The sequence below is a fragment of the Desulfoplanes formicivorans genome, assembly GCF_001748225.1.
Classification (GTDB): Bacteria; Desulfobacterota; Desulfovibrionia; order Desulfovibrionales; family Desulfomicrobiaceae; genus Desulfoplanes; species Desulfoplanes formicivorans.
The window spans coordinates 18,645-34,635 of sequence record NZ_BDFE01000022.1; the positions used below are offsets into that span (position 1 = coordinate 18,645).

Genomic DNA, 15,991 nt, shown 5'->3' on the forward strand with positions numbered 1-15,991 from the left:
GCTTGGTCGTTCAAAAAGAAAAAGGACCTGGCCACGCCGAACTCTTCCAGCTACAGAGCATGGAACCCTAGGCGATTTTAACGGTTTTGTCAAACGAAGGACAGGTTTGCCTTGTCTCTACCCCTTTCACCAGGCGACATCAAGGGGAGTTACCCTTTTTTCCCTGGCCCAACGCACAAAATCAACAAATTTGTCATATAACCGCCCGGCCTCGTAAAGATCATGCCCCGCCGTGGGAGGCCCCAAGAACGGCTTGCAGACCATCCACAAACCGCTGCAACGCTTCCCTGGTCACCACCAGAGGCGGCAGGAGCCTGAGCACGCGTTCCTGGGTCAAATTGAGCACAAAGCCTGCCTGGAGCAACTGGTTCCAAACCGCCTGGCCCGGGAAAGCAAGTTCGATGCCGATCATCAGACCTCGTCCACGCACGTCCACGATTTTGTGGGGCAAGGCCTCCTTGAGGGCAAGGCATTCCCCAAGCATCCACGCGCCCAATTCCCGGGACCGCTCCACAAGTCCTTCCTGTTCCATGACCTCAAGAACCCTGGTGGCCACGGCCGAGACAAAGGCTCCCCCACCAAAGGTGGTCCCATGGCTGCCCGGACCAAAGGCTTGGGCCACCTCCTGGGAACAGAAAACCGCGCCCATGGGCAGGCCGTTGGCCAGGGCCTTGGCAGCGGTAAAGATATCCGGGGTGATCCCGGAGGCTTGGTGAGCCCAGAAATGCCCGGTTCGCCCCATGCCCGACTGGATTTCGTCCACAATAAGCAGGATGTCCTTGCTGTCGCACAGTTCTCTGACCTGCTGCAGATACGCATGGGAAAGGGGCCGGATGCCGCCTTCGCCCTGGATGACTTCCACCATCACGGCAGCAGTCCTGGGAGTGATCGCCTTGTTGAGGGCGGCAAGGTCCTCAAAGGGAACGGTCGTGAATCCCGGAGGAAGCGGTCCGAACCCCCGCTTGATCTTGTCCTGTCCCGTTGCCGTAAGGGTGGCCAGGGTCCGGCCGTGAAAGGAACGTTCAAGGGTAATGATCTCGTACGCCTCGCGGCCGCGCACTTCCTGCATATACCGCCGGGCCATCTTGATGGCACCCTCATTGGCCTCTGCTCCTGAATTGCAAAAGAAAACCCGGTCCATACCTGTTAAGGGAAGGAGCTTTTCCGCCAGGGCAATCTGTTCTTCCTGATAAAACAGATTGCTCACATGAACCAGTTTTTCTGCCTGGGTACGCATGACATCCACAATGGCCGGATGGCTGTGACCCAGGTTGCACACGGCAATACCGGCCAGCAGGTCAAGATACTTGTTGCCGTCAAAATCAATCAAAGTGGTGCCCTTGGCGGACTTCACGGCCAGGGGATACCGCCCGTAGGTCTGACACATGACCCGGGCCTCACGTTTTCTGAGTTCCTCATATTCCATTCTTCCATCTCCATTCAATGGCTATAGATCCTCATTACGGATCAACAATATGCTACCACAACCGTATCAAATGCGGCGTACTGTACTAAAGTGCACAGTGCACAGCAGTGAACAGTACACAGTGCGCAGTAAAAAACAAAGAGATATTTTCAAAGAGAAGTACAAAATCAAATACCAAAAACACTAGTATTATCCTTCGCGTTCCTTGGCGTCCTTCGTGGTTCCCCTTTTTTTTAACCGCGAAGAGATCCAAAGACACAAGGGGGGGGCAAAAATTTTTCAATAACCACCACATGTTTTTATCTGTGCCCTGCGTACTGCGCACTGCGTACTTGAGTGTACTGCGCACTGAGCACTCATGTGTACTGCGCACTCTCTATCACATCTCTCCCGTATGCCCGAAACCGCCATCACCCCGGGCGGTCCTGCCCAGTTCACTGACAGGCAGGATAGAGGTGTGAAAAAACGGCAAAAACACAAGCTGGGCGATCCGCTGCCCCCGAAGAACCCGGTGCTGCTTTTGGGAGGTGTTCAGCAGGGAGACCTTGATCTCTCCCCGATAATCCGGGTCAATCACCCCCACGCCCTGACTGACGGTCAACCCGTGCTTGGCACCAAGCCCGCTTCTGGAAAACACAAATCCCGCAATGCCCGGCCGGGTAATCTCGATGGCAATGCCCGCCGGGAACAGATACCGCTCTCCGGGATCAAGAACAATCTCCTGCTCAGCCATACACGCCCGCAGGTCCAAACCGGCCGAGACATCCGTGGCATACCCGAAATTTTCAGGGGTGCATGCGTTGGAAAGAAACCGAACACGAACTTCCAGATGGGGAGATGTTTTTGTATCCACAATGACTCCTTGTCTTGGCAAAAGAGATGCTTCCATGTATGCATGCACGAACAAGGGATAGCCCGCCGCGCACGAGCCTGCCGGCTGCCCCATGGCCATGATCATGAAAAAATTGTATTATCTGAATAATCCCGCATACCGTCAACACCCAAATTCCGACTACGGTGCTTGCCTACGACGTTGCCCCGCATCAGCCCGGGGTACCCTGTTAGCCACAAGTACCCACTGCTTGGGCCAAGCCGGTGTTTGAGCCTGAACGCACATCAACTGCAAACCGCTCCTGCAAGGAGGCTTTTCATGCATCCATTGCAAAAATACAGCGTCATCCCGCGCCTGCCCGAATCCCTTTCATCCCTGTGGGATCTGGCCTATAATTTTCTGTTCAGCTGGAAAAACGAAATCCAGGAATTCTTCGCCCAGATGGATCCGGATCTCTGGGCCCAAAGCCATCACAATCCAGTCTGGTTTTTGAACCATCTTCCCCAGGCCGTGCTGGAAGAACTGGCCAAGGACACCTTCTTTCTGGACCGGTTGGAAGAACTGACCCTGCTCCAGGAACGCTACAATTCCGACACCTCCACAACCATTCCCCTGCACTCGCCGGACAAGGGACCGGTTGTGGCCTATTTCAGCGCGGAATATGGTGTCTCCCTTGCCCTGCCCATCTATTCGGGCGGTCTGGGCATCCTGGCCGGGGACCATCTCAAGTCCGCCAGCGATCTGAACATCCCCCTGGTGGCCGTGGGCCTGTGCTACCAGCAGGGCTACTTCAACCAGTATCTAACCCATGACGGCTGGCAGCAGGAACGCTATCCGTACAACGATTTCGACCAGATGCCCCTTTCCCTGGTCAGAGGCGACAACAACTCCCCCCTGTACATCAGCTTGAACATGCAGGGACTGGAACTCACCTTCCAGATCTGGCAGGCCCGCATCGGACGGATTTTTCTTTACCTTTTGGACACCAATGTCCCGAACAACCCACAGGAATTCAAAAATATTACCGCCCAGCTCTACGGCGGGGACCTGCAGATGCGCATCCGCCAGGAAATCCTGCTGGGTATTGGCGGCATCAAGGCCCTGCACGCCATGGGACTGCACCCCAAGGTCATTCACATGAACGAAGGCCATTCGGCCTTTGCCGGGCTTGAACGCATCCGCATCTTCATGCACGAGCATCAGCTGTCCTTTGAAGCCGCCCTGGAACTGGTGGCCTCAAGCAGCGTGTTCACCACCCACACGCCGGTCCCTGCGGGAAACGATCGTTTCCCGCCCAATCTGATGCAGCAATATTTCGAAGGGTATGCCAATGATCTCGGCCTGGCCTTCAAGGTCTTCCTGGCCCTGGGACGTGAAAACCCGCGTGACGACACCGAAACCTTTTGCATGACCGTGCTTGCCCTCAAGCTCTCCCGGTTCAACAACGGAGTGAGCAAGCTGCATGGCAAGGTCTCGCGCTCCATGTGGAAAAAGGTCTGGCCCCAGTATCCCGTGGAGGACGTGCCCATCAAGTCCATTACCAACGGCATTCACATCCAGACCTGGATCGCCCCGGACATTGCCTATCTCATGCGTCGGTACATGGGCAGCACCTGGCAGGACAATCCCCATACCGACCGCATCTGGTCCAAGGCACTGACCATTCCCGATGCCGAACTCTGGAGAACCCATGAGCGCCTCAGAGAACGCCTTGTGGATTTCGCCCGCAAACGGCTCAAGCAGCAGGTCATGGCCAGGGGTGGACGGCGCATGGAACTGCAGATCGCCGAAGAGGTCCTTGATCCCCAGACATTGACCATCGGATTTGCCAGGCGGTTTGCCTCGTACAAACGGGCCTATCTGCTCTTGCGGGACAAGGACCGGCTCCTCTCCCTGCTGGACAACTCCAAGGCACCCATCCAGTTCGTCATTGCGGGCAAGGCCCATCCCCGGGACAACGAAGGCAAAAAAATCATCCAGCAGCTGGTCCAGCTGTGCAAGGAGACCGAATGCCGGGGCCGCATCGTGTTCATTGAGGACTATGACATGGAAATCGCCAGTTATCTGGTCCAGGGATGCGACGTCTGGCTGAACACACCGCGCCGGCCCCTGGAGGCGTGCGGGACCAGCGGCATGAAGGCCATGATCAACGGGGCATTGAACATGAGCACCTTGGACGGATGGTGGGCCGAGGCCTACCGACCCGACAACAGTCTGGGGTGGGCCATCGGTCAGGGCGAAGAATACGCGGACAATGAATACCAGGATTTTGTGGAATCCCAGATCATGTTCAACATCCTGGAAAAGGATATTGTCCCCCTGTTCTATGCCAAGGACAAGGGCAACCTTCCCAGGGAATGGATCAAAAAAATGAAGGCCCAGTTTGCGGCCCTGGGCTCCGTGTACAATGGGCACCGCATGGTGGAGGAATACGCGCGCAAGGCCTATATGCCGGCATTTACCAATTACACGCGCCTCACCGAGGACAATTTTGCCGCGGCCAAGGATCTCTCGGCATGGCGCATGGATCTGATGACCAAATGGTCCAATCTGCGCATCAGGAATGTCCAGTCCACCACGGAACTCGAACTCTATGTGGATGAACAGATCGAGGTCACGGCCGAAATCCAGATCAACGGATTGCGGCCCCAGGATATCCAGGTGGAAATCTACGCAGGTCCCCTTGACCATGAGGGAGGTTTTACGGCACGAAAAACCGCTCCCATGCAACCAGCAGGAGAACTGGGTGATGGATGGCAGTTGTACCGGGGTACGGTGTCACCCATGCATTCGGGCAAATTCGGGTACACCGTGCGTATTCTGCCTTCCCATCCCCTTTTGCTCGATCCCCATTCTCTGGGCCTGATCCACTGGGCATAGGACAACGTGACCATGGCAAGGACACACGGCCCCGGGCTGCACCGGCAGGCTTCGAGTCTGACATGTTTTTATCCTCTATCCTTTTTCCCGTACTCGCATGGCCTTGAAAAAATTGCGCGCTGACCGGATTCTGGTCGACCAGGGAACGGCTCCCCATCAGGATGCGGCCATGCGCCTTGTCATGGCCGGGCTCATCTTGCGGGTGCTTCCCAATGGGGAAAAGGTACCTGTTGTCAAACCCGGCGAACAATTCCCTTTGGGCACCCGCCTGGAAAAAAAGGGAGAATCCAGGTTTGTCAGCCGGGGAGGCTACAAGCTGCTCACGGCCCTGGATCATTTTGCACCCGATATTGCCGGGGTTGTGGCCCTGGATGCGGGTGCTTCTACGGGCGGGTTTACCGACTGTTTGCTGCAGCACGGGGCGGCACGCGTGTACGGCGTTGACGTCGGATACGGCCAGCTCCACTGGAAACTCAGGCAGGACCCGCGCGTCGTGGTCATGGAACGGGTCAACCTGCGCACCGCTCCGGCAGATCTTATTGGCGAACCCGTTGACCTCATTGTTATTGACTGCTCGTTCATCTCCCTCAAGCTCATCCTCCCCCCCTGCCTGCAATATTTGCGGCCAGGAGGTGAAGTCATTGCCCTTGTCAAACCCCAGTTCGAGGTCCAGGCGCATCAGACCGATCGCGGGGTGGTCAGATCCCGCAAGGATCAGGAAAGGGTTGTGGCTTCCATTATGGACTTTGCAGCCACCCGGCTTTGTCTCACGCCCATGGGCTTTATCCCGGCCATGATCAAGGGTCCCAAGGGCAATCAGGAATACCTCGTCTACCTCAAACACAATCCCACCGAACCCGATGGATAACACCCCCTTTCTCACGGACCAACGCAGGCAACGGATCGAAGAAGTCCTGGCCAAGCGCCAGAAGGATCTGACCCTTATCATCAACAATGTGCACGATCCCCACAATGTGGCCGCGATCCTGCGCAGCTGCGACGCCTTTGGGGTGTACGGCGTTCATCTCTATTATACCAAAGAACGGTTCCCGGCCGTTGGCAAACGCTCTTCGGCCTCGGCCCGCAAATGGATCGCCCGGACCAGACACCAGGACGCCGGGAAAATGATCAGCGGGCTCCGCAGCAAGGGATACCAATGCCTGGGCACGGGGTTTGGCCCCACGGCCAGGCCCGTGCACGAGTGGGATTTCACCAAGCCCACGGCCATTGTCCTGGGCAACGAGCATCGGGGCATGGACCAAGACATCAAAATGCACGTTCCCGACGAAATCTACATCCCCATGGTAGGCATGGTCCAAAGCCTTAACGTGTCCGTGGCAGCAGCCATTATCCTCTATGAGGCATGGAGACAGCGCAAGGCAGCGGGCATGTTCGACCAACCCTCCTTTTCCAAGGCCGAACTGGAACAATTACGGGCCCAATGGGCCAGCAAATGACAAGCAGGAAACACCCATGAGCGGGAATACCTTTGGCACCATCTTCCGCGTGACAACCTTTGGCGAATCCCACGGACCGGGTCTTGGCGGCATTGTTGACGGATGCCCTGCCGGGATCAAGCTGGACGAGGCAATCATCCAAAAGGCCCTTGACCGTCGCAAACCCGGCCAGGGTTACGGGGCAACGTCCAGAAAGGAAGACGACAAGGTCTCCCTGCTTTCCGGCGTTTTCCAGGGAAAGACCACCGGAACTCCCATTGGTTTTTTCGTGGCCAATACCAACCAGCGTTCCGGGGATTATTCCAGGCTCAAGGACATCTACCGTCCCGGACACGGCGACTATACCTATGACGCCAAATACGGTTTCAGGGACTACCGGGGCGGTGGCAGATCCTCGGGACGGGAAACCGTTGCCCGGGTGGCTGCTGGGGCCATTGCCCAGCAGGTGCTTGCCCGTCAGTCCATCCGGGTCATGGCCTACACCGTGGAACTGGGAGGGATCCCTGCACGGGAGACAATACTGGACCAGATTGAAACACGCCCGTTTTTTGCGGCCGATCCAGACATGGTTGCAGCCTGGGAAGAGCGGATTGATACGGTGAGAAAACAGGGGGATACTCTGGGCGGGATTGTTGAAATCCGGGTCCAGGGCGTTCCTGCCGGGCTGGGAGAGCCGGTTTTCGACAAGCTCGACGCATGCCTGGCCCAGGGTGTGATGAGCGTGGGCGCGGTCAAGGGAGTGAGTGTGGGCGCAGGGTTTGAGGCGGCCAGGATGCTTGGCAGTGAAAACAACGATCCCCTCTCGCCTGAAGGTTTTCTGTCCAATCATGCCGGCGGCATCCTGGCCGGCATATCCAGTGGCCAGGATATTCTTGTACGCGCGGCCATCAAGCCCATTCCCTCCATTGCCCGAAAGCAACGCACCATTGACCGCACCAACCAGGAGCAGACCATCTGCATTGGCGGTCGTCACGATATCTGCGCCATCCCCCGGGTGGTGCCGGTCCTCAAGGCCATGGTGGCCCTGACCCTGACGGATATGCTTCTTCGACACAGGGCTGGGGCGTGATCATGGACCCATTCATCCTCAAGAAACTGGTCTCCCGGTTGTTCTTTCCGGTGCCCCTGTGTCTGGAGCTTCTGATTCTGGGAATCATCCTCATGCTGGCCAGGCGGGCCAGGAAAACCGCTCTTTTTCTTGTAGGCAGCAGCGGAGGACTCTTGCTCCTGCTCAGCCTTGAGGGGCCTTCCTGCCTGTTGCTGCACCCCCTTGAAACCATGTATCCTCCGGCGTTCACGTCCCCTGCATCCTGTGAAACACGCCCCCGCATTGACTGGATCGTGGTCCTTGGAGGCGGAACCGTACCCGCCCTTGACCGGCCCCCCCATACCCGGCTGGAAACCAACTCCCTGTCCCGGGTCATTGAAGGCGTCAGGCTGGCCCGGATTTTTCCCGAGGCGCGCATGGTCTTTACCGGAGCAGGCACCCCGGGAGATACCGACTCCACGGCCGGGATCATGGCCCAGACCGCCGTCAGCCTGGGCGTGGCCTCCTCCCGGATCACCATTGTGGGCCAGGCCATGGACACGCCTGACGAAGCACGTTTGTGCTCCCGACTCATACCGGCAAACCAGCGCCTGATCCTGGTCACTTCAGCATCCCACATCCACCGGGCCCTGCGCTTGTTTCTCAAACAGGGGCTCTGCCCCATCCCGGCACCAACCAGCTTTCAGTGCCCCACATCATCCAGCCTGTCCTATCTGGACTTCATCCCCTCGGCCAGTAACCTGAAGCGTTCGGAACGGGCCATCTACGAGTACATGGGCCTTATGTGGTCCTCGCTACGCGGTCTCATCTGACGCAGCCCGCCGGGCTGCGTCGATTGTATGGCCTGGTGGTGGTCAAGGGGAGTGACCCGGTGCATCAAACCGACCCGAGCCGCGTTTGCCATGAACGCATTTTCGCATTTGTCTTTGGTTCCCAAACGTCGTATGCCCCCTGTTCTTCGAACCAACCAAGGAGAGTCCATGTTTCTGACCGATCTCAAGGACCAGCGCTGGAAAGTGACCCTGGATGCAAACGGGATTGTCTATTTTTATGTTCAGGATATGATAGGCAGAGAGCCCAGGGTGGAGATACCGGCCCGGGAACTGGCCCGGTATTACGAGCTTGAGTCCGAGGCCAAACAAGACTTTGTACAGACGTTGGGTCGCAGGATAGGCATCCCCTTCTGGCCCATGTTTGTTGACAGGATCATTGAACCGGAACGACAATTTGCCACGCAACTCGGTCTGTTCGGGAGGATGGCCAACAAGGACATTCTGGAAGAGGACCTGCTGGATCTCATTGTGCCCCTGCCAAAGGATCAGGCCCTTGAGCAACATCCCCACCTGATCCCGGACGAGACTGCCTGCCAGGAGTACGAAGCCCTGGCTGCCCGGATACAGGAAGCCATCTGTTCCAGCGCGGTATGCGCCATGGCCTGCCCTCTTTTCAGGGACGACGAGTACAAGACCTCCGTGTATGTGACCAAGGCCCAGCTGGAAATTGAATCCTGCGTCATCTGCAACAGCCCGGCCACGGCCGTGGGCGTGTTTCAGCCCCGACAGAGTGACGAAGACATCATCATCCTTCACGGCCTGTGCAAACGGTGCAAGCCCAAGGAGCCATGCTCGCCCAAACAGATCGAAAAAATCGGCCAGGCCATTGACGCCCTTGAAAAACAGGGACGTATCCAGAAAATCCAATGCCCCCTGCCTGAAGCCTAACCTTTCCCCCTCCATCACCAAAAACAAAGCCGGTCTGCATGCAGGCCGGCTTTGTGCGTTCAGGAGTCAGTGGATCACATTCCCACCCGGACCAGGGTAGGATCAAGCAAACGCACGATCTCCCCGGGTTCCATTTCCAGGATGAACCCCCTTTTGCCTCCGTTGATATACACGGTTGCAAGATCAAGAAGCTCCTCTTCCATGAATACGGGCATGGCCCGCCTGGCTCCAAAAGGGGAACAGCCGCCCATCTGGTAGCCCGAATGTTTTTGAGCCGTGTGGGGTGTGCAGGGAGCAACCGTCTTGACTCCGAGATACCGGGCCATTTTTCTGGTGACCACCTCTTTGTCCCCGGGCATGATGACGATAAAGGGATGAAGGCTCACATCCTCGAAAATCAGGGTCTTGGCCACGCTGTGCAGGTCAATGCCCAGACGTTGGGCGCATTGTCTGCTAACGCCCCCCTCACGGGCAAAATCATACACATGGGGAATGAACCGACCCTGGTTCTGATCAAGAAACCGTATGGCTGGGGTGACAGGAAAGTGTTTTTTGTTCCTTTTGGTGTGTGTCATACGTTTGTTTTCTCCAGGAATACCTGCAACATCCCTGAGCAGACGGGTTGCATATTACCTGAAAACAGGGCCGGCATGCCCTCCTAAAAGATGTTCAGAATCCCGGGCCAGAGAATCAAAAGGGCCAGACAGGCCAGATAGCAGGGTAGAAAAATGGCCACTCCCCGAAACACATGGGCAAGGGGCACGTCCCCGGCCATGGCCGAAACAATAAAGGTGTTCACCCCCACCGGCGGGGTGATCGCCCCCATGGTCGTGACCACGGTGACCACCACGGCAAACCACAAGGGATCATATCCCAGGGTGGCTGCCACCGGGAAAAAAATGGGGATGGTAATGATGAGCAGGGCCAGGGCATCCATGATGGCTCCACCCAGAATATACAAAAGGCAGATGAGTCCCAAAATGACAAGGGGAGGAAAGGCCAGTTCAGCCACCTGGGAGGCCAGGGTAAAGGGGATGCGGGTTACGGCCAGAAACCGGCCGAAAATGACCGCGCCCAGGACAATGGTCATGATCATGCACGAAATACTCAAAGTATCCCTGATGGAATTGACCAACCGCTTCCAGGTCAGGTTCCCTCCCGCCCAGCTGACCGCCAGGGCCAGGGCCGCACCTGCAGCACCCGCCTCGGACGGAGTGAACAGGCCGGCCACAAGACCGCCCATGACCAGGGCGAACAGGACGACCATCTCCAGGGAACCTTTGAGGGAACGAAACTTTTCTCCCCAGCCGGTGGAAGGGCCTGCCGGACCAAGGTCCGGATGTTTTTTGCAGACCATGACAATGCGCATGATGAAAAATACCACCAGGAGCACCCCGGGTACCAGGGCGGCCCAGAAAAGCGCGGCAATGGACTGCCCGGTCTGCAACCCGATGACAATAAGGACGATACTAGGAGGAATGACCGCCCCAAGGGTCGAAGCTGCAGCAACTGTACCCGTGCTTAAGATGGGGTCATACCCGTACTTCTTCATCTGGGGCAGGGCCACGGAACTCATGGTGGCGGCCGTGGCCGTATTGGAACCGGAAATGGCGGCAAATCCGGCACAGGCAAGCACCGTGGCCATGGCCACGCCGCCGTGTACCGGGCCCATCCAGGCGTAGGCCGCACGGTACAGGCGGCCGTTGAGCCCTGAGTAAAAGCAAATCTGGCCCATGAGGATGAACAGGGGGATGACCGTCAACCCGTACGAGGAAAAGACCTTCCATGTCTCGTCACCCAGCATGCCCAATGCAGCGTGAACATCCAGGACAGCCCAGAACCCGCAAAACCCCACAATGCCCATGGCAAAGCCCACGGGAATGCGCAAAAGAAAGATCATGGCCACAAGAACACCAATACCCACCAACCCGAACATGGTCAGACTCATGACGCACCTCCCCGGCTTCTGTCCCCCACAAGCAGAACCAATTCCACAAAGATCTGAAGGACCAGGGCGATGACGCCTAGGCAGACCACCAGAACAAAGGGATAATAGATGATCTGCAGAGTCTCGGAAACCTCCTCGAACTCACGGATGGACAAGGCCAGATCCCAGGTCTGCCAGGCCACAAGTCCGAAAAAGGCCAGGCAGATCAGGGAAGTCAGCACGTCAAGACCAAGACGCATCCGTGCGGGAAACCTGTCCTGGAACATGGAGATGACAATATGTCCCTTGCCCGCCTGCGTCCCGGACAGGGCCAATGCGCCCACCATGGCCCCCAAAAATCCCATGAGTTCAAAGGTTCCCTTGACGGGATGACCAAAGAAACGAAGAACCATGTTGGAGCAGGCCAGAAAAACCATGCCCATGAGACAGAGCCCTGCCAGACACAACAGGGTGGTATTGAGCCATTGAACCATTGTTTGCATGCGCTGCATCATACTCGCTTGGGTAACGATGTTCATAACGGTCAACCACCCTATGGCTGGTACGTATCCCTGAGGCGATACAGATCGGCCAGCACGGCCTCGGCATCCACGCCCTTGTCCGTGGCCTTGGCCTTCCACTCTTCGATCAGGGGAGCGAGCTTTTCCTGCATGAGGGCATGCTGCTCCCGGTCAAGGGTAATGGTCTCAACCCCATAGGTCTTTTGGGACCAGGCCAGGGAATCAAGAACATGCTCATCCATGTACCTGCCGGTCCACACCGACTGTTCCAGAATCAGATCGTCCAGTACCTTTTGAACCGCAACAGGCAGCCGGTCAAAGGCACGCTTGTTCATGATCACGGCAAAGGGGTAGACCTGAAAATCCGTGCGAGTCACATAGGGGCAGTACTCGGCAAAATTCATGTCCTGCATCACCTCAAGGGACGACATGAGCCCCTTGACCAGCCCCTTTTGCAATGCCTCGGGTGTTTCGGGCATGGGCATGGAAACCGGAGTGGCCCCGAGGCGATCCAGCACTCGTGAGGCCATGCCCGAGGCGCGCAGTTCCAGCCCTGTAAAGTCCGTAATCGACCTGACCGGTACCCGGCTCATGATATTGGTAGGCGCGGACGTGAACAGGGCCAGAACCTTGACTTTGGCAAACTCTTTGGGCGTGTGCATGCGATAGAGCTCGTACAGGACCCGGGAAGCCACGGCAGACGAGGCAAACCCCACGGGCAGCTCGGCCACCGTGGTCATGGGAAAAACCCCTGGCTGATAGGACATGCACAAGCATCCGATATCGGCCTGGCCCTTCATGACCCCCCGAAGCATGTTCTTGGCCCCAAGAAGGGTCCCTCCAGGATAGGTCTCGATGCTCACCTGACCGTCTGTTCGCTTTTCCACTTCCTTTTTCCACCGCTCCATCTGCACGCAGGGAAAGGTGGAAGCGGGCGGAAAATTGGCGTAACGCAGGGTGATGGGCCCTGCCAAAGCAGGTGATGCGCCCAGACATCCGAACACCAGACAACACACGCCAATGGCCAAAATCATCCGGAACATAACTCCTCCACGAAGGTTTCGCCCCATGCACCGATACCCGGCGGCATAAAAAAGGGCCGCCGGAATGCTCTTCCTGCGGCCCATGTGACGGCGTTTATGGTTGTTGATCATGCCATACCGTACACTCGACCACAGGACGCACGCCACCACCACAAACGGGTGTTCATGAAAACAGCATGCTGGGTGGTTGAGTATATGGCCATAAAAGGTGTATAGCTGGGCAATAAAAGCCGTGTCAACCGTAAAAAAAGGGGGCTAAACATTTCCTGCATGTTTTGGCTTGACGGTCGGGGATTGATGTTTATTTCTTTTTGTAACACAAAAAAGGAGGTGCACTATGGTTATAGATTTCAGCACTTACTATGATTTACCCGCACAGATTGACAGAATATTCGAAGAAATGCGCAAGCCACTTTATTTTACCCAACGCAGATTGTCCTATCCGCCAGTGAATATATGTGAAGATGATCGCAATATTTATGTATCTTCCGAAATTCCTGGTGTTGAGATAGGCGATATCGACCTTACTCTTACAGACGGAAGCCTGGTTATTAAAGGTGAAAGAAAATCAGAATCCGGAAAATACTTCCGCCAGGAACGCGCTACAGGAAATTTCCAGCGCATCATCACCTTGAACGTCCCGGTCAATCAGGGCAAGGTATCCGCAACCATGAAAAACGGGGTGCTCAGCATTGTTTTGCCCAAGGCGGAAGAGGCCCAGCCCAAGAAAATCGATATCACGGTATCCTAAGGGAGGTTCCCATGACTCAAGACATTGCCAAACAAGACACACTCCCTCGTTTCAATCCCGATTCAGACATCCTTGAACGCGAAGACGGGTTCCACATCTTCATGGATCTGCCCGGAGTGGCCAAGGAGGATCTGGTCATCGACCTCAAGGAAAACGAGCTGGAGATTTCCGGAAAGGCCACCTATGAGGACCATGAAACAGCCAAGGACGTGCACATGGAATTTGGCAGCGGAACCTATGTGCGCCGGTTCACCATCTCGGACGCCGTGGATGCTGAAAAAATCAAGGCAACCATGAAAAACGGGGTGCTGGAACTGTATCTGCCCAAGGCCGAAAAGGCCAAACCCAAGAAAATCGAAATCCTTGCCCAATAACCCCAAAGGGCCGGTCAATGACCGGCCCTTTGATGTATCTGATTGCCACCAGGCAGCAGGCAGAATGATCCTCAAGAGACATTCCTGCATTCCAGGCCATGCATCATGGTAACGACCCCGCGCATGGCGCCTCAGTTCGTTTCAGAAAGGGTCATCTCCCCACACAGATTCTGCCCCATCATCCTTTTGACCCTGTCCGGATCATATCCCTGACCAAACAGATAGATAAGCTTGGTCAGGGCGGCCTCGGCTGTCAGGTCGAATCCGCTCACAAGGCCTGCCCGGTCCAGGGCGTGGCCGGTTGCGTATCCCCCCTGATCCACCATGCCCTGCAGACATTGGGTACAGTTGACAATGACCATACCCCGGGAAACAGCATCCTCCAACGCCTTCATGAACGACCGGTTCTTGCTCGGGCCGTTGCCCATACCGTAGGTTTCCATGACCAGCCCCTGGAGTGGAGCCTCGAGCATGGCGGTGATCATATCGATGGAAATGCCCGGAAAAAACCGCAAGGCACCAACCCGTGCGCTCTCCAGGGTTGCGGCTAGCTCAGGTTTGCCACAACCGGGTCTCCGGACCAGCTCGTGGTTGATCCGGATTTTAATGCCCACGGTGCCCAAGGGAGGAAAATTGGGGGAATCAAAAGCCTGCAAACCAGAACCATTGACCTTGACCGAGCGGCACCCCCGAAGCAGCCGGTTGCCGAAATACAGGCAGACCTCAGGCACGGGATGCTGAGCAATGATCATCATGGCCGTGATCAGGTTGTCCCGGCCATCGCTACGCACTTCACACAAAGGAATCTGCGACCCGGTCAGGATGACCGGTTTGTCGATTCCCTGGAGCATGAAGGCCAGGGCCGACGCGCTGTAGGCCATGGTGTCCGTGCCGTGCAAAACAATGAACCCGTCATAGTCGTCATAATGGGCCAGGATATCCCGGGCTATGAGCAGCCAGTGTTCAGGGCCCATGTTCGAGGAGTCGAGCAGGGGATCGTATTCATGAATGTCATACACGGGCATGACCCGGTTCCCAAGTTCGGGAAACCCGGCCAACAGGGATTTCAGATATCCTGGTGCCGGTGCATAGCCCTCCCTGGTCCGGCGCATGCCAATGGTCCCGCCGGTATAGGCGATGTACACCCGTTTCATACCATGTCCTCACAATGGCCTCGGTCCTTTCCCTCAGATTCCACCCCGAAAAATCGCAGGGCATTCTTCCCGCAGGCGGTCCAGACCTCTTCCACGGGGAGATCCTTGATTTCAGCGATCTTTTGGGCCGTGAATACCACCAGAGCCGGTTCGTTGCGCTTGCCGCGATAGGGATCGGCCGCCAGATATGGACAATCCGTTTCAACAAACATCCGATCAAGAGGAATGGCGCGAACCGCTTCCATGAGTCGAATGTTCTTCTTGTAGGTCACTGTCCCTGGAATGGACAAATGCCAACCGTGGGAAAGAAGCTCCAGGGCAAGATCGCGGGATTGGCCAAAGCAGTGCCATTGCAGGGGATAGTCATGAAACCCCATGTCCAGCAAAATGGCCAGGGTGTCTTCTTCCGCATCCCGGGAATGAATGGCCACGGGCAGTTCCAGATGGCGGGCAAGCTCAAGCTGCTCTCGAAACAATTGTTGCTGCCGGTCCTTCAAGGTCGCATCCCAATAGTAATCAAGGCCGATTTCTCCCAGGGCGCGCAGTCTGGCATCCTTGCGGAACAATTGCTCCATGCGGGGAATATCTTCGAATTTGACCGTGCCCGCATCTTCAGGATGCAGCCCCATGAGAAAGACCACGTCCTTATGTCGGGCAAACCGGGAGACCCCCGCAAGATACGGATCCGGTCCCAGAAACACCGTGGCCACACCGGCCAGCCCGGATTCCCGGGCCCGCACGAGGACCTCGTCAAGATCCTCGTCAAACTCGGCAGCATCAAGATGGGCATGGGCGTCCATACCCGTGCGGGGAAGCCCCAGGGACTGGGGCAAAGGACGGTTTTTTTTCTTCCCCAT

16 protein-coding genes are annotated in these 15,991 nt (G+C 56.6%); 8 read left to right on the forward strand and 8 right to left on the reverse strand.

Going from position 1 to position 15,991, the window contains the following annotated elements:
• Positions 1 to 220: 220 nt before the first annotated feature.
• Together DPF_RS13375 and dut are read right to left on the reverse strand one after the other, a co-directional pair.
• Positions 221 to 1,426, reverse strand: coding sequence for an aspartate aminotransferase family protein (locus DPF_RS13375; protein ID WP_069860200.1), 1,206 nt, complete (start codon positions 1,424 to 1,426; stop codon positions 221 to 223).
• A gap of 379 nt (positions 1,427 to 1,805) precedes the next feature.
• The gene (gene dut, locus DPF_RS13380; protein WP_069860235.1) at positions 1,806 to 2,315 is read right to left on the reverse strand and encodes a dUTP diphosphatase; all 510 of its coding nucleotides are present in this window, start codon (positions 2,313 to 2,315) and stop codon (positions 1,806 to 1,808) included.
• Positions 2,316 to 2,576: 261 nt separating this feature from the next.
• Between dut and glgP the strand changes: the two genes are divergently transcribed.
• The 6 genes from glgP to DPF_RS13410 all read left to right on the forward strand — a co-directional run bounded on the left by glgP (position 2,577) and on the right by DPF_RS13410 (position 9,364).
• Positions 2,577 to 5,138 (forward strand): alpha-glucan family phosphorylase, encoded by a 2,562-nt coding sequence (gene glgP / locus DPF_RS13385; protein WP_069860201.1) that lies wholly within the window; start codon positions 2,577 to 2,579, stop codon positions 5,136 to 5,138.
• Between the two features lie 97 nt (positions 5,139 to 5,235).
• On the forward strand, positions 5,236 to 6,006 hold the full coding sequence (locus tag DPF_RS13390; RefSeq protein WP_069860202.1) for a TlyA family RNA methyltransferase: 771 nt from the start codon (positions 5,236 to 5,238) through the stop codon (positions 6,004 to 6,006).
• Positions 5,999 to 6,595 carry a TrmH family RNA methyltransferase gene (locus DPF_RS13395; protein ID WP_069860203.1) on the forward strand — a complete coding sequence of 199 codons (597 nt, stop codon included), beginning with the start codon at positions 5,999 to 6,001 and terminating at the stop codon, positions 6,593 to 6,595. The genes DPF_RS13390 and DPF_RS13395 overlap by 8 nt, the downstream gene beginning before the upstream one ends.
• A 16-nt stretch (positions 6,596 to 6,611) precedes the next feature.
• A complete protein-coding gene (aroC, locus tag DPF_RS13400) occupies positions 6,612 to 7,664 on the forward strand; it encodes a chorismate synthase (RefSeq protein WP_069860204.1) in 1,053 nt (350 codons plus the stop codon).
• A gap of 2 nt (positions 7,665 to 7,666) precedes the next feature.
• Positions 7,667 to 8,455 carry an ElyC/SanA/YdcF family protein gene (locus tag DPF_RS13405; protein WP_069860205.1) on the forward strand — a complete coding sequence of 263 codons (789 nt, stop codon included), beginning with the start codon at positions 7,667 to 7,669 and terminating at the stop codon, positions 8,453 to 8,455.
• Between the two features lie 168 nt (positions 8,456 to 8,623).
• Complete coding sequence (locus DPF_RS13410; protein ID WP_069860206.1) at positions 8,624 to 9,364, forward strand: hypothetical protein; 741 nt, start codon at positions 8,624 to 8,626, stop codon at positions 9,362 to 9,364.
• Between the two features lie 74 nt (positions 9,365 to 9,438).
• Here the strand turns inward: DPF_RS13410 and DPF_RS13415 are convergent, their stop codons facing one another.
• From DPF_RS13415 to DPF_RS13430, 4 genes are all read right to left on the reverse strand, one after another.
• Complete coding sequence (locus DPF_RS13415; RefSeq protein ID WP_069860207.1) at positions 9,439 to 9,939, reverse strand: YbaK/EbsC family protein; 501 nt, start codon at positions 9,937 to 9,939, stop codon at positions 9,439 to 9,441.
• 83 nt (positions 9,940 to 10,022) lie between these two features.
• Positions 10,023 to 11,312: a TRAP transporter large permease gene (locus tag DPF_RS13420; RefSeq protein WP_069860208.1), complete on the reverse strand. Its 1,290-nt coding sequence runs from the start codon at positions 11,310 to 11,312 to the stop codon at positions 10,023 to 10,025.
• The gene (locus DPF_RS13425; RefSeq protein WP_176724281.1) at positions 11,309 to 11,794 is read right to left on the reverse strand and encodes a TRAP transporter small permease; all 486 of its coding nucleotides are present in this window, start codon (positions 11,792 to 11,794) and stop codon (positions 11,309 to 11,311) included. The genes DPF_RS13420 and DPF_RS13425 overlap by 4 nt, the downstream gene beginning before the upstream one ends.
• A 50-nt stretch (positions 11,795 to 11,844) precedes the next feature.
• Positions 11,845 to 12,855 carry a TRAP transporter substrate-binding protein gene (locus DPF_RS13430; RefSeq protein WP_069860236.1) on the reverse strand — a complete coding sequence of 337 codons (1,011 nt, stop codon included), beginning with the start codon at positions 12,853 to 12,855 and terminating at the stop codon, positions 11,845 to 11,847.
• A gap of 337 nt (positions 12,856 to 13,192) precedes the next feature.
• Between DPF_RS13430 and DPF_RS13435 the strand changes: the two genes are divergently transcribed.
• Together DPF_RS13435 and DPF_RS13440 are read left to right on the forward strand one after the other, a co-directional pair.
• Complete coding sequence (locus DPF_RS13435; RefSeq protein ID WP_069860210.1) at positions 13,193 to 13,606, forward strand: Hsp20/alpha crystallin family protein; 414 nt, start codon at positions 13,193 to 13,195, stop codon at positions 13,604 to 13,606.
• Between the two features lie 11 nt (positions 13,607 to 13,617).
• Positions 13,618 to 13,980, forward strand: coding sequence for an Hsp20/alpha crystallin family protein (locus DPF_RS13440; RefSeq protein ID WP_069860211.1), 363 nt, complete (start codon positions 13,618 to 13,620; stop codon positions 13,978 to 13,980).
• A gap of 131 nt (positions 13,981 to 14,111) precedes the next feature.
• Here the strand turns inward: DPF_RS13440 and ansA are convergent, their stop codons facing one another.
• Positions 14,112 to 15,134 (reverse strand): asparaginase, encoded by a 1,023-nt coding sequence (ansA, locus tag DPF_RS13445; protein ID WP_069860212.1) that lies wholly within the window; start codon positions 15,132 to 15,134, stop codon positions 14,112 to 14,114.
• Positions 15,131 to 15,991 (reverse strand): TatD family hydrolase, encoded by an 861-nt coding sequence (locus DPF_RS13450; RefSeq protein ID WP_069860213.1) that lies wholly within the window; start codon positions 15,989 to 15,991, stop codon positions 15,131 to 15,133. The genes ansA and DPF_RS13450 overlap by 4 nt, the downstream gene beginning before the upstream one ends.